The organism is Arthrobacter sp. 05L44 (assembly GCF_056397605.1).
This window is the reverse complement of the sequence record NZ_JBFTNS010000002.1, coordinates 583,380-597,887: the sequence shown is the minus strand read 5'-3', so window position 1 is coordinate 597,887 and position 14,508 is coordinate 583,380. Positions and strand designations below refer to the sequence as shown.

The following is a 14,508-nucleotide window of genomic DNA, read 5'->3' as shown; positions in this document are numbered from 1 at the left end:
TACAATTCCAGTAGGAAAATCACGTTGTTGTGCCCGTCACACCGGCGCACCGATTCGGGCCAATGTTGTCCCTCCCATACGCACGATCAGGAGGAAGGACGTCTCCCATGACCCAAACTCTTCACAGCCCCAGCTGGTCCGGTCCGGACCAGCCCGGCGCGGCTGTTTCACCCTTCAAGCTCTTCGCGGCCCTGCCGGAAGCGGCCGGGCTGTACAACCCGGAGCAGGAGAAGGACGCCTGCGGCCTGGCCATCATCGCCACCCTCCGCGGCGAGCCCGGCTACGACATTGTTGACGCCGCCCTGACCGCCCTGCGCAACCTCGAACACCGCGGTGCCGTCGGGGCCGACGAGGGAACCGGCGACGGCGCCGGCCTCCTTATGCAGGTTCCGGACGAATTCTTCCGCGCAGTCACCGACTTCGAGCTCCCGGCCGCCGGCCAATACGTCGTCGGCACCGCCTTCCTGCCCGCCGAACAGCGCGAGTCCGACGGCGCCAAAGCCGGCATCGAAGGCCTCGCGGCCGACGAGGGACTAACCGTCCTGGGCTGGCGCGAAGTGCCGATCGTCGCGGACCTGGTCGGCGCCATGGCCAGGGCCTGTATGCCGTACTTCGCGCAGCCGTTCTTCGCCTCCAGCACCGGCGAAACGCTGTCCCGCAATGAACTGGACTCCCGGGCCTGGCGGATCCGCAAGCGCGCCCAGAACAAGTTCGGCGTGTATTTCCCCTCGCTCTCATCCCGGACCATCGTCTACAAGGGCATGCTGACCACCGCGCAGCTGGAGCCGTTCTACCCTGACCTTTCGGACAAGCGCTTCAAGACCAAGCTCGCCATTGTCCACTCCCGCTTCTCCACCAACACCTTCCCGTCCTGGCCGCTGGCCCAGCCGTTCCGCACTATCGCGCACAACGGTGAGATCAACACGGTCAAGGGCAACCGGAACTGGATGCGCGCCCGCCAGTCGCAGCTTGCCAACCCGCTGCTCGGGGACAGCCCCGAGGAGCTGTACCCGATCTGCACGCCGGGCGCCTCCGATTCGGCGTCCTTCGATGAGGTCGCCGAACTGCTCTGGCTCTCCGGCCGCCCAATCACGCACTCGATCATGATGATGATCCCCGAGGCCTGGGAAAACCACGCCACGATGGATCCGGCCCGGCGCGCGTTCTACGAGTACCACTCCCTGCTGATGGAACCGTGGGACGGCCCCGCGGCCGTCTCCTTCACCGACGGCAACCTGGTCGGCGCCACCCTGGACCGCAACGGCCTGCGCCCGGGACGGTACTGGATCACCGAGGACGGCCTGGTGGTCTTCGCCTCCGAGGTGGGCGTGATCGACGTCGAACCCGCCAAGGTGGTCAAGAAGGGCCGCGTCTCGCCCGGCAAGATGTTCCTCGTGGACACGGACGCCGGCCGGATCATCGACGACGCCGAGGTCAAGGCGGAGGTTGCCGCGGCCAACCCGTGGGCCGAATGGCTCAAGGACAACCTGATCGACCTCAAGGACCTGCCCGAGCGCGAGCACGTGGTCCACACCGCCGCGTCGGTCAACATCCGCCAGCGGACCTTCGGCTACACCACCGAGGAACTGAAGATCCTGCTCGGCCCGATGGCCCGCACCGGCGCCGAACCGCTCGGCGCCATGGGCTCGGACACCCCCGTGGCCGTGCTCTCCAAGCGGCCGCGCCTGCTCTTTGACTACTTCGTGCAGTCCTTCGCGCAGGTCACCAACCCGCCGCTGGACGCGATCCGCGAGGAACTGGTCACGTCCCTGACCTGTGCCATCGGGCCCAACGGCAACCTGCTGGACACCAAGCAGGTCCGCCAGCCGCAGGTCTCGTTGCCGTTCCCCGTGATCAACAACGACCAGCTGGCCAAGATCGCCAACATCGAGAACGCCGACGGCGACCGCGTCGCCATGAAAGTGCGCGGCCTGTACCGGCCCGACGGCGGCGAAAACGCCCTGCGCGCCCGGCTCACCGAAATCTGCGAGCAGGTCTCCGGCGCCATCAACCGCGGCGTGCAGTACGTCGTCCTCTCGGACCGCGACTCGAACGCCCAGTGGGCCCCCATCCCGTCGCTGCTGCTGGTCAGCGCCGTGCACCACCACCTGCTGCGCAGCGCCAACCGCACCAAGACCGCGCTGGTGGTCGAGGCCGGCGACGTCCGCGAGACCCACCATGTCGCCGTCCTGATCGGCTACGGCGCCTCAGCCGTGAACCCCTACCTGGCCATGGAGTCGGTGGAGCAGCTCATCAGCTCCGGTGACGTCACCGGCGTCACCCCGCAGGACGGCGTCTACAACCTGATCAAGGGCCTCGGCAAGGGTGTCCTGAAGATCATGTCCAAGATGGGCATCTCCACGGTGGCCTCCTACACCGGCGCCCAGACGTTCGAGGCCCTGGGACTCGGCCAGGAACTCGTGGACGAATACTTCGCCGGCACCCACTCCCAGCTTGGCGGCGTCGGCCTGGACATCATCGCCGCCGAGGTCGCTGCCCGGCACCGGATGGCGTACCCCGAAAGCGGCATCGAACTGCCGCACCAGCCGCTGCTGGGCGGCGGCGAGTACCAGTGGCGCCGCGACGGCGAACCGCACCTGTTCAACCCGGAGACCATCTTCCGGCTGCAGCACGCCACCCGCGAACGCCGTTACGACATCTTCAAGTCCTACACCCGCGGCGTCGACGACCAGTCCGAGAACCTCATGACCCTGCGCGGGCTCCTGAAGTTCAAGGGCGGCCTGCGCCCGGCGGTCCCGCTCGAGGAAGTGGAGCCCGTCTCCAGCATCGTCAAGCGGTTCTCCACCGGTGCCATGAGCTACGGCTCCATTTCGCAGGAGGCGCACGAGACCCTCGCCATCGCCATGAACCGGCTGGGCGGAAAGTCCAACACCGGTGAGGGCGGCGAGGACGTGGACCGCCTGCTGGATCCCACCCGCCGTTCGGCCGTCAAGCAGATCGCCTCGGGCCGCTTCGGCGTCACGAGCCTGTACCTCTCCAACGCCGATGACATCCAGATCAAGATGGCGCAGGGCGCGAAGCCCGGCGAGGGCGGCCAGCTGATGGCCCAGAAGGTCTACCCCTGGGTGGCCCGGACCCGGCACTCAACGCCCGGCGTCGGCCTCATCTCCCCGCCCCCGCACCACGACATCTACTCGATCGAGGACCTCGCGCAGCTGATCTACGACGCCAAGCGTGCCAACCCCTCGGCCCGAGTGCACGTCAAGCTCGTCTCCGAGGTGGGCATCGGCACCGTTGCCGCCGGCGTCACGAAGGCCAAGGCCGACGTCGTCCTGGTGTCCGGCCACGACGGCGGCACCGGCGCCTCGCCGCTGAACTCGCTCAAGCATGCGGGCGTCCCCTGGGAACTCGGCCTGGCCGAGACCCAGCAGACCCTGATGCTCAACGGCCTGCGCGACCGCGTAGTGGTGCAGGTGGACGGCCAGCTGAAGACCGGCCGCGACGTTGTGATCGCCGCGCTGCTGGGCGGCGAGGAGTTCGGGTTCGCCACCGCACCGCTGGTGGTCTCGGGCTGCATCATGATGCGCGTCTGCCACCTGGACACCTGCCCCGTCGGCGTCGCCACGCAGAACCCCGAACTGCGCGCCCGGTTCGACGGCAAGCCCGAGTTTGTGGTCAACTTCTTCGAGTTCCTTGCCGAAGAGGTCCGGGAAATCCTGGCCGAGCTCGGCTTCCGGAGCCTGGAGGAGGCAATCGGCCACGCCGAAATGCTCGACACCCGTGAGGCGATCAGCCACTGGAAGGCCGAGGGCCTGGACCTGGACCCCATCCTGCACGGGCTAGAGTTCGACGACGACGCCCCGCTGCGGAACCTCACCGGCCAGAACCACGAACTCGACAAGCACTTCGACCAGCGCCTGATCGCGATGGCCGCCGAGGCCCTGAGCGACCGCACCCCGGTGAAGATCTCGGTCGACGTGATCAACACGGACCGGTCGGTCGGCACCATGCTCGGCCACGTGGTCACCAAGACCTTCGGCACGGACGTGCTCGCCACGGACACCATCGACGTCACCCTGACCGGCACCGCCGGCCAGTCCCTGGGCGCGTTCCTGCCCGCAGGCATCACCCTGCGGATGTTCGGCGACTCGAACGACTACGTCGGCAAGGGCCTGTCCGGCGGCCGGATCATCGTCCGCCCGGACCGCACCAACGTCTTCCAGGCGGAGCGCAACGTGATCGCCGGCAACGTGATCGGCTACGGCGCCACCAGCGGCGAGCTGTTCCTCCGCGGCCAGGTGGGGGAGCGGTTTATGGTGCGTAACTCCGGCGCCACCGCGGTGGTCGAAGGCATCGGCGACCACGGCTGCGAGTACATGACCGGCGGCCAGGCACTGATCATCGGCCGCACCGGCCGCAACTTCGGCGCCGGCATGTCCGGCGGCACCGCCTACGTCCTGGACTTGCAGACCGAACGGGTCAACAAGCAGGCCCTCGACGCCGGCGAGCTGCAGCTGCGCGAGCTCGACGCCGAGGACCGCGACATTGTCCACGGCCTGCTGGTCAAGCATCTCGAGGAGACGGAGTCGCAGCTCGCGGCCCGGCTGCTGGAGAACTTCGATGACACCGCAGCCCGCCTTACCAAGGTGCTGCCGCGCGACTACGCGGCCGTCCTGCAAACCCGTCTTGACGCCATCGAAGAGGGCCTGGACCCCGACGGCGAAGAAGTTTGGTCTCGAATCCTGGAGGTGACCGGTGGCTGATCCACGCGGATTTCTGAAAGTACGCCAGCGTGAAACGCAGCCGCGCCGTCCCGTCCCGGTCCGCATCATGGACTGGAAAGAGGTCTACGAAGCCCAGGAAAAGGGTGTCCTGAAGAGCCAGGCCGGCCGCTGCATGGACTGCGGCGTCCCGTTCTGCCACCAGGGCTGCCCGCTGGGCAACCTCATCCCGGAATGGAACGACCTCGTCTGGCGGGACAAGGGCGAGGAAGCCATGGAGCGGCTGCACGCCACCAACAACTTCCCTGAGTTCACCGGCCGGCTCTGCCCGGCACCCTGCGAGGCGTCCTGCGTACTGGGCATCAACCAGCCCGCCGTGACCATCAAGCAGGTGGAGGTCTCCATCGTTGACCAGGCGTTCGACAACGGCTGGGTCAACCCGCTGCCGCCGGCCCGCCTCTCCGGCAAGACGGTCGCCGTCGTCGGCTCCGGCCCCGCCGGACTGGCCGTCGCGCAGCAGCTGACCCGCGTAGGCCACACCGTCGCCGTGTACGAACGCGACGACAAAATCGGCGGGCTGCTGCGCTACGGCATCCCCGACTTCAAGATGGAAAAAGAGCAGGTGGACCGCCGCCTGGACCAGATGAAGGCCGAAGGCACCCGCTTCCGCACCGGCGTCGCAGTCGGCACCGACGTGACCTGGGAGCAGCTGCGCCGGCGCTACGACGCCGTGGTGGTCGCCACCGGGGCCACCGTCCCGCGGGACCTGCCCATCCCGGGCCGTGAGCTCGAGGGCGTCCACTTCGCCATGGACTACCTCGTCCCGGCCAACCGCGTGGTCGCGGGGGAGACGGTGGAAAACCAGATCAACGCCGCGGGCAAGCACGTTGTCATCCTTGGCGGCGGCGACACCGGCGCGGACTGCCTCGGCACCGCCCACCGGCACCAGGCGGCGTCGGTGACCACGCTGGCGATCGGCAAGCAGCCTTCCGCCGAGCGTGCGGCGCACCAGCCCTGGCCTACGTTCCCCACCCTCTTCGAGGTGGCCAGCGCCCACGAGGAAGGCGGCGAACGCAGCTACCTCGCCTCCACCGTGGAGTTCGTCGGCGAGAACGGCAAGCTGACCGGCGTGAAGGTCGCTGAGACGGAATTCGTCGACGGCAAGCGGCTGCCCAAGGCAGGTACCGAGAGGGTGATCCCGGCGGACCTGGTCTTCCTGTCCCTGGGCTTCACCGGCGCCGAACCGGCCGGCATCACCGAACAGGTCAACGCCGAGTTCGACGGCCGCGGCAACGTGGCCCGTGACGGGTATTACATGACCAACACCGAAGGGGTCTTCGTCGCCGGAGACGCCGGCCGCGGCCAGTCCCTGATCGTTTGGGCGATCGCCGAGGGCCGGGCGTGCGCTGCGGCGGTGGACAAATTCCTGATGGGAAGCACCGTTCTCCCGGCGCCAGTAGCGCCGACCGACCGGGCGATCGCGGTCCTGTAGCCGGTCCGGCCCCCTCCGGGCCCGGGCCGGCCATCGGCCGTTCTTCTCCGCGACAACTAAAAACAACCAAGAGACAACTAGGGTAGGTATATGAGACGCGCTAAAATTGTGGCCACCTTTGGACCGGCGATCGCGAGCTTCGAGAACACGCTCGCTGTTCTGGAAGCCGGGGTGGACGTTGCCCGGATGAACATGAGCCACGGAGACTACTCCGTGCACGACAACACCTACGAGAACGTCCGCAAGGCCGCGGGGCAGCTCGGCAAGGCCGTTGCCATCATGGCCGACCTGCAGGGCCCCAAGATCCGCCTGGGCCGCTTCGTCGACGGACCGCACCTGCTGGCCGTCGGTGACACGTTCACGATCACCACCGAGGACGTCCCGGGCACCAAGGACATCTGCTCCACGACGCTCAAGAGCCTCACCGAGGACGTCAACCCGGGCGATGCCCTCCTGATCGATGACGGCAAGGTGGCGCTGCGCGCCATCGAGGTCGACGACGTCAAGGTCGTCGCCACTGTAGTGGTCGGCGGCTACGTGTCCAACAACAAGGGCATCAACCTCCCCGGCGTGGCCGTCAACGTGCCGGCGCTGAGCGAAAAGGACGAGGACGATCTCCGCTGGGCCATGAGCCGCGGCGTGGACATGGTGGCCCTCTCCTTCGTGCGCGACGCCTCGGACATCAAGCGCGTCCACGAGATCATGGACGAAGAAGGCCGCCGCGTGCCGGTGATCGCCAAGATCGAGAAGCCCCAGGCCGTGGAGCAGCTCCCCGAAATCATCGACGCGTTCGATGCCATCATGGTGGCCCGCGGCGACCTCGGTGTTGAGCTTCCGCTTGAGGAAGTGCCGATCGTGCAGAAGCGCGCCGTCGAGCTGGCCCGCCGCTGGGCCAAGCCCGTCATCGTGGCCACCCAGGTGCTGGAATCCATGATCGACAACCCGCGCCCGACGCGTGCCGAGGCCTCCGACTGCGCCAACGCCGTGCTCGACGGTGCGGACGCCGTGATGCTCTCCGGCGAGACCAGCGTGGGCAAGTTCCCGATCGAGACCGTCAAGACCATGGCCCGGATCATCGAATCCACCGAGGTCCACGGCCTGGAGCGCGTCCCCCCGCTGGGCACCAAGCCCAAGACCCGCGGTGGCGCCATCACCCGTGCCGCCGTCGAAATCGCCGACCAGCTGGAAGCAAAGTACATCTGTACCTTCACCCAGTCCGGTGACTCGGCACGCCGCCTCTCCCGCCTGCGCCCGATCCGTCCGGTCTTCGCCTTCACCCCCGTGGAGCACGTCTGGAACCAGCTCGCGCTGACCTGGGGCATCCAGCCCGTCCTGGTCCCGATGGTGGGCCACACCGACGAGATGACCGCACAGGTTGACCGCAGCCTGCTGGAAATGGACCTGGTGGACGACGGCGACATGGTGGTCATTGCCGCCGGTTCCCCTCCCGGTAAGGCCGGGTCCACGAACATGCTCAAGGTCCACAAGGTGGGCGACCTCGCCGACGCCGGCAGCCACAGCGAGAACGCCGGGGCCAAGGACAAGGTGGGCCCGTGGCCGGAAAAGAAGAAGAAGAGCGCCAAGCTCTAGTCTTCGCCGGAGACACAAAGGGAGGGTCCCCGCCGCTGGGTTTCAGCGGCGGGGACCCTCCCTTTTGTGCTTGTGTTTTTTGTGTTCGCGCTAGTTGACCTGGTTGATGATGGTCTCGGCAACCTCGCGCATGCTGAGGCGCCGGTCCATGGAGGTCTTCTGGATCCAGCGGAACGCTTCCGGCTCCGTCAGGCCCATCTTGGTGGTCAGGAGGCTCTTGGCACGCTCGACGAGCTTGCGGGTGGCGAACTGTTCCTGCAGGTCGCTGACCTCGCTCTCGAGGGCCTTGATCTCCTCGTGCCGGGACAGAGCGATCTCCAGGGCCGGGATCAGGTCCGCCGGGGTGAAGGGCTTGACCACGTAGGCCATGGCACCGGCGTCGCGGGCCCGCTCCACGAGTTCCTTCTGGCTGAACGCGGTCAGCAGGACCACGGGGGCGATGCGTGCCTTGACGATCTTTTCAGCGGCGGAGATACCGTCCATGACCGGCATCTTGACGTCCATGAGGACCAGGTCCGGCTTCAGTTCCTCGGCGAGCTGCACGGCCTTCTCGCCGTTGTCCGCCTCGCCGACCACGTCGTAGCCTTCGCCGCGCAGGATTTCGATGATGTCCAGGCGGATGAGGGTCTCATCCTCGGCGACCACAACGCGGCGCGCGGGCTGGGAAGTGGGGGTTGACTCCGTCTGTTCTGACACGGGAACTCCTTGGAAAGGTACGGCGGGCGGTGAGCCATTCTGTGGCGCGTCCGCGGGTGTACTGGGGGCCGGTAGGGATCGATGCGGCGTCACTGGCGCGATTCTGGAATTCAGCCTATCTGCATGTAGAGTAATTTCGCGCACCGGAAGCGATCGCGTTGCTCACAGGAGACCTGGGGCCGCGAATATGACAGCCGGTGTACTCCGCGCCCGAGTGGCGGAATTGGCAGACGCGCCGCACTCAAAATGCGGTATCGAAAGGTGTGTGGGTTCGAGTCCCACCTCGGGCACAGTGTTATCGCAGGTTAAGGCTTTTTTGTTGGTTTGGTGTTGAAAAGGCTGAACTTTTTTGGGGCGTCCGTGAGGGCGCCTTCAACGGGCGGACTAAGGCTCTTGGTCACCGCGTGAACATCCTCCGTCAAATGCAACAAATGCATCATTTCGAGCCGGGGCAGGTTCCATCTTTCTGAAGCCAACTCAACGTTAATGGCTCCGCCCCGGCGCTCAGCCGCAGCTCAGCCGGTGCTATCGAGGATCAGGCGCGCCGCTTCCGTTGGTTGGTCCCAGTGCGGGAAGTGACCGCAGTTTTCGAACCAGTGCAGCGTTGCATCCGGGAACAGCTCCGTGGCCCGCGCCGCCTCTCTCGGAGCGGTGACCTTGTCCTTCCGCCCCCATCCAATGACCACTTTGCCCTTGAGAGAACCAGCCGGTGCGCCTTCCTGGCGGGGTCCGTGAATCAGCGCGTTGAGGGCCGGGTCCAGACTGGTCGATGTCTTGAACCCGCGAAGCTCATGCAGCACCAGATCCTGCGGCAGCTTCCATGGGTGGGCGGAGAACTGAGCCAACAGGGCCGTCCGGCCCACGGGGTTGCCCGTGAGGAAGGGGAGCGCCGGTTGGATGCGGCGCACCAGTGCGACGGATGCCTTGATGCTTGCACCAAAGATCGCTGCCTGGCGGTCATTCCAGAATCCACCAGGGTCCAGTGCGATCGTGGTGCCAGCGTGCCCTCGCCGTGCCATTTCCAATGCCATCCGGGCGCCCATGGAGCTGCCTACCAGATCAATGTCACCCAGTTCCTCGTCGCGGATAAAGGCTTCGACGGCATCGGTCAGCGTGGCAATGGTGGTTTCGCCGGTCAGCGGCGCGGATTCGCCGCAACCGGGGAGGTCGACGGCGATTACATCGCGTTCAGCGGCCAGCGCCGGGATTACCGGATTCCAGTTACCAATACTGGAACCGAGTCCATGGACCAGGAGGAGTGGCTTACCGGAGCCTTGCCGGGTTGAGTGCAGCATGACTTCACTCTAGGGGGCGGTGCAACATGTCTGGTCAAGAGTCATCCGGCGAAAGGCTCGACGGCACAGCGATACGCGGCGCTGAGCGCAGTGCTAGAAACAGCAGTACCACCGTGGTGGAGAGCGCCGGATACGACGGCGACAGTGAGAACTTCCGGGTGTCCTCGGGCCGAACCCGCGTAGGTCGTTTTCTGTCCCGTCCGCGCCGGAGCGGTCGGTGATGTCGGAAGGAGGAACCGCCGGCGTGATCGTCATCGATTTCCGGCATGAGGGCCGCCCCGTAGTGCTGTGCTTGTTCGAAGCCGGCCCGGTTCCGGAGGCTTACTCGTCAAATCGGAGCGAAATCGCGTTCAAGCCACAACTGCCCCCGCGGACTGCCGCTTTGGCAGCCTGTTGCGCCAAAGTGGTCACCAGCGAGGGTGTGCAATTTGCACACCCCGGACTTCGGAACGGGTCGTGCTGGTGCCGGACTGGGCCGGATTGCGGAGGTTATCGGGGAGCGGCGGAAATTCAGGGGCTGGGACCCGGTTCGAGTCCCACCTCGGGCACGCATAACCCCTCGTCAGAGGGGTTTTTGCTTTAATGTGCCGACACATCTGGGGGTTGCGTCGCTCTGACGATTGGCCTGCGGGACCACAACTACACCGGAACAATCAGCCTGGCGTACGATCCGGTAAGCGGTACGGCGGGGGACAGCCTCCTGCCCCATTTCGCGGCCCTTGTAGCAGTGCCGCCGGGACTGGCCGGGATCATTAAGGTGGTGGCCATCCGCCCCCGACACATGAAGTTCTGACGACCGGCCGACAAGCCGGGCCCGCACGTTGAAAAGATGCATGTCAGTCGTCCTAGGAAGTTCCTTATCCCGCCGCGGCGGGAATCTGCAAGACTGACCGGATGATTACCGAACACGCGCTGCTTCCCGTCATTTCCGGCCAAGAAGAAGAATTCCAGGCAGCATTCGACCGCGCTCGTTCGGTTATAGCGTCGATGCGTGGCTTCGTCTCGTTGTCGCTCTCACGCTCGATCGAAACACCCAACACCTACTTACTTCTCGTGCAGTGGGACAGCCTAGAGGACCACACGGTTGGCTTCAGGGAATCCCAGCAGTATCAGCAGTGGCGGGAGCTTCTGCATAAGTTCTACAAGCCGTTTCCTTTGGTCGAACACTTCGAGCTCGTGAGCTCCGCTCCTCAGTAGCGTAGGTAGCGCGGTGGCGCAAGAGACTGTAGCAGCCATGGCTTATGACAGCAGGACGAATCTCGGGAAAGACGTTCTATCAGAGCGCGCGACACGAATCGCGGATCGCTTTCCTGTTGCTCCCAATGTGATCTGGGATAAGCTCCGAAGATGGCACCGCGAAGTTTTCTTCAATGGCCGGTCGTCCGGCAGCTGAGCACCGGCGATCTGCTGGGCCGCGGGCCGTCAGTCACCTCCGCCAAGACCCAGGCGATAGTCCCGCGTACATCAACCGCGGACCGTGTTGTGCAGAGTGTGTGCCCCTACTGCGCCGTCGGCTGCGGTCAGCGCGTCTACGTCAAGGACGAGAAGGTTGTCCAGATTGAGGGCGATCCCGATTCGCCCATCTCCCGCGGCCGGCTGTGCCCCAAGGGCTCGGCCAGCGAGCAGCTGGTTAACTCGCCGGGCCGGCAGACAAAGGTGTTATACCGTGCCCCGCGTTCCACCGAGTGGCAACGGCTGGACCTCGCTACCGCCGTGGACATGGTGGCGGACCGGTTCATCGAAACCCGCCGCAGGACCTGGCAGCAGGAAGACGATAAAGGACGGCTGCTGCGGCGCACCATGGGCATCGCTTCGTTGGGCGGCGCAACCCTGGACAACGAAGAGAACTACTTGATCAAGAAGCTCTTCACCGCAGCCGGGGCGGTGCAGACCGAGAACCAGGCCCGCATATGACACTCCGCCACGGTTCCCAGTTTGGGAGCCTCGTTTGGACGCGGTGGTGCGACGCAATCACTGCAGGACATGGGTAACGCCGACTGCATCGTCATTCAGGGTTCCAACATGGCCGAATGCCATCCCGTGGGATACCAGTGGGTGGCCGAGGCTAAGGCGCGCGGAGCTAAGGTCATCCACATCGACCCCCGGTTCACGCGTACTTCCGCGGTCGCGGATAAGCACATTCCCATCCGGGCTGGCTCTGACGTTGTTCTCTTGGGCGCGCTCATTAACTACGTCATTACTAACGACCTCTGGTTCAGAGAATACGTCGGCGCGTACACCAACGCCGCCACGCTGGTCCACGGGGACTACCGCGACGCCGAGGATCTGGGCGGCCTGTTCTCCGGGTTCGATCCTGAAACCGGAGCCTATGACACGTCGTCGTGGTCGTACGCGGAAGAAGAGGGCGGCGCCATTGGTGAGCCCGCGGGACCGGAACATGGAGCAGATGCTGGCGCTCGGGCTGCGGGCGACCTCTTCGGCAGCGGCGGCCCGTCCCTGGAGCATGCCGAGGTGCAGCGGGACGACACCCTGCAGGACCCCAGGACCGTCTTCCAGATCGTCAAGCGGCACTACGCCCGCTACACACCGGAGATGGTCGAGGACATGTGCGGCATCAAAGCCGCCGACTTCGAGTATCTGGCCCGTGCAATCACGGAAAACTCCGGGCGCGAGCGGACGACGTGCTTTGCCTACGCTGTCGGCTGGACCCAGCACTCCCTGGGGGCGCAGTTCATTCGGGCTGCGGCCATCCTCCAGCTGCTGCTGGGCAACGTGGGACGTCCGGGCGGCGGCATCATGGCGCTGCGCGGCCATGCCAGCATCCAAGGCTCCACGGACATCCCGACGCTCTTCAACCTGTTGCCGGGCTACCTGCCCATGCCCAGCGTCGGGCGCCACGACACGCTGCAGGACTATCTGGACGCCAACGCGTCGAAGCAACAGAAGGGTTTCTGGGCGGACGCCGATGCCTATACCATCAGCCTGCTGAAGGCCTGGTGGGGTGACGCCGCGACCGCGGACAACGACTGGGCCTACGACTACCTCCCGAGGCTGACCGGAGCGCACGGCACCTACGAGACGGTGATGAGCATGCTCGACGACGAGGTGGAGGGATACTTCCTGCTCGGGCAGAACCCCGCCGTCGGCTCGGCCCACGGCCGGATGCAACGGCTTGGCATGTCGCATCTGAAGTGGCTGGTGGTGCGGGATCTGAACATGATCGAGTCGGCAACCTGGTGGAAGGACGGCCCGGAGATCGAGTCCGGGGAACTGCGCACGGAGGACATTGAGACTGAGGTGTTCTTCCTGCCGGCGGCATCCCACGTCGAGAAGGCCGGATCGTTCACGCAGACCCAACGGCTCCTGCAGTGGCGGCACCAGGCGGTGGCACCGCCGGGGGAGTGCCAAAGCGAACTGCAGTTCTTCTTCGAACTGGGCCAGCGGATCCGGGAGAAGCTGGCCGGTTCCCAGGATGAGCGCGACCGTCCGCTGCTGGATCTGACGTGGGACTACCCCACGGATGAACACGGCGATCCGGATCCAGCGGCGGTGCTTGCCGAGATCAACGGCTGGCACCTGGACGGACCGGATGCCGGCAAGCCGCTCTCCGCTTACACCGAGATGCGCGCCGACGGTTCTACGTCCGGCGGTTGCTGGATTTATACCGGTGTGTACGCTGACGGCATCAACCACGCCGCCAACCGGAAGCCGGGCCAGGAACAGGGGCCCGCCGCTCCGGAATGGGGCTGGGCCTGGCCGGCCAACCGCCGGATCCTTTACAACCGGGCCTCCGCTGACCCGGCCGGAAAACCGTGGAGCGAGCGGAAAAAATACATCTGGTGGGATCAGGAACAAGGCAAATGGATCGGCGACGACGTGCCGGACTTCCCGGTGGACCTCGCACCGGGCAGCAGGCCCGACCCCGCGCTCGGTGGTCCGGCCGCACTCAGCGGCGATGACCCGTTCATCATGCAGTCCGACGGCAAGGGCTGGCTGTTCGCGCCGAAAGGCCTCGTGGACGGGCCCCTTCCCACGCACTACGAGGCCCAGGAATCGCCCGTGGCCAACGCGCTTTACCCGCAGCAGCAGAGCCCGGCACGCCTGGTGTATCCCCGGAAAGACAATCTCAGCGCGCCAAGCGCCGGCACCCCCGGAGCTGACGTCTACCCGTTCGTGTTCACGACCTACCGGCTGACCGAGCACCATACGGCGGGCGGCATGAGTCGGTGGCTGCCGTACCTCTCGGAGCTGCAGCCGGAAATGTTCTGCGAGGTCTCGCCGGAATTGGCCGCCGAGCGCGGACTGGAACCCTACGGGTGGGCCACGATCATTTCCGCCCGATCGGCTATCGAGGCCAAGGTGCTGGTCACGGAACGGATGACACCGCTGAAAGTCGGCGGCCACACCGTGCACCAAATCGGGTTGCCCTACCACTGGGGCGTCGGCAGCAACGCCGTCGTGAGCGGCGATGCGGCCAATGACCTGCTCGGTGTGACGCTGGATCCCAACGTCCAGATCCAGGAATCGAAGGTAGCCTCCTGCGACATCTGCCCGGGGCGCCGCCCGCGTGGTGCCGAACTGCTTGCCTTGGTCGCCGAATACCAAGCCCGCGCCGGGGTGACCACCGAGACCGGGAACCGCGCGGTGACCGATCCTGAAGCGGAAGGCATCGACCCTGGCTCCGGCAGGGACCAACGCCCCGAGGGGGAGGCGCAGTGATCGACGCGACTGCTGCTGCCGCGGCCACCGCACACTTTGCCCCGCCCGGACGGCCGACCCCTGATGGCGGCCT

At 66.0% G+C, this 14,508-nt stretch carries 7 protein-coding genes and 1 tRNA gene; 6 read left to right on the top strand and 2 right to left on the bottom strand.

The features are described from left to right. Positions 1-107 precede the first annotated feature (107 nt). From gltB to pyk, 3 genes are all read left to right on the top strand, one after another. Entirely contained in the window at positions 108-4,724 is a 4,617-nt protein-coding gene (gene gltB / locus AC1DHY_RS07975) for a glutamate synthase large subunit (RefSeq protein WP_476903441.1), read from the top strand. After that, positions 4,717-6,174, top strand: a complete 1,458-nt coding sequence (locus AC1DHY_RS07970) for a glutamate synthase subunit beta (protein ID WP_476903440.1) — start codon at positions 4,717-4,719, stop codon at positions 6,172-6,174. Before gltB ends, AC1DHY_RS07970 begins: the two co-directional genes overlap by 8 nt. A 90-nt stretch (positions 6,175-6,264) precedes the next feature. Continuing rightward, positions 6,265-7,764, top strand: coding sequence for a pyruvate kinase (gene pyk, locus AC1DHY_RS07965; protein WP_476878698.1), 1,500 nt, complete (start codon positions 6,265-6,267; stop codon positions 7,762-7,764). 90 nt (positions 7,765-7,854) lie between these two features. Here pyk and AC1DHY_RS07960 read toward each other — a convergent pair whose 3' ends face one another. Next, positions 7,855-8,460 carry an ANTAR domain-containing response regulator gene (locus AC1DHY_RS07960; protein ID WP_056739732.1) on the bottom strand — a complete coding sequence of 202 codons (606 nt, stop codon included), beginning with the start codon at positions 8,458-8,460 and terminating at the stop codon, positions 7,855-7,857. Positions 8,461-8,668: 208 nt separating this feature from the next. Here AC1DHY_RS07960 and AC1DHY_RS07955 point away from each other — a divergent pair. Continuing rightward, a tRNA-Leu gene (locus AC1DHY_RS07955) sits at positions 8,669-8,750 on the top strand. A gap of 225 nt (positions 8,751-8,975) precedes the next feature. Here AC1DHY_RS07955 and AC1DHY_RS07950 read toward each other — a convergent pair. Further along, on the bottom strand, positions 8,976-9,755 hold the full coding sequence (locus AC1DHY_RS07950) for an alpha/beta fold hydrolase (RefSeq protein ID WP_476878699.1): 780 nt from the start codon (positions 9,753-9,755) through the stop codon (positions 8,976-8,978). An 894-nt stretch (positions 9,756-10,649) separates the two neighbouring features. Between AC1DHY_RS07950 and AC1DHY_RS07945 the strand changes: the two genes are divergently transcribed. Both AC1DHY_RS07945 and fdh read left to right on the top strand, forming a co-directional pair. Beyond that, positions 10,650-10,952 carry an antibiotic biosynthesis monooxygenase family protein gene (locus AC1DHY_RS07945; protein WP_476878700.1) on the top strand — a complete coding sequence of 101 codons (303 nt, stop codon included), beginning with the start codon at positions 10,650-10,652 and terminating at the stop codon, positions 10,950-10,952. 150 nt (positions 10,953-11,102) lie between these two features. After that, entirely contained in the window at positions 11,103-14,435 is a 3,333-nt protein-coding gene (gene fdh, locus AC1DHY_RS07940; RefSeq protein WP_476903439.1) for a formate dehydrogenase, read from the top strand. Positions 14,436-14,508 lie beyond the last annotated feature (73 nt).

Bases quoted from the DNA above. Each gene is read 5' to 3' on its own strand.
- pyk (WP_476878698.1), top strand. From the start codon at position 6,265: ATGAGACGCGCTAAAATTGTGGCCACCTTTGGACCGGCGATCGCGAGC.
- gltB (WP_476903441.1), top strand. From the start codon at position 108: ATGACCCAAACTCTTCACAGCCCCAGCTGGTCCGGTCCGGACCAGCCC.
- AC1DHY_RS07945 (WP_476878700.1), top strand. From the start codon at position 10,650: ATGATTACCGAACACGCGCTGCTTCCCGTCATTTCCGGCCAAGAAGAA.
- AC1DHY_RS07950 (WP_476878699.1), bottom strand. From the start codon at position 9,755: ATGCTGCACTCAACCCGGCAAGGCTCCGGTAAGCCACTCCTCCTGGTC.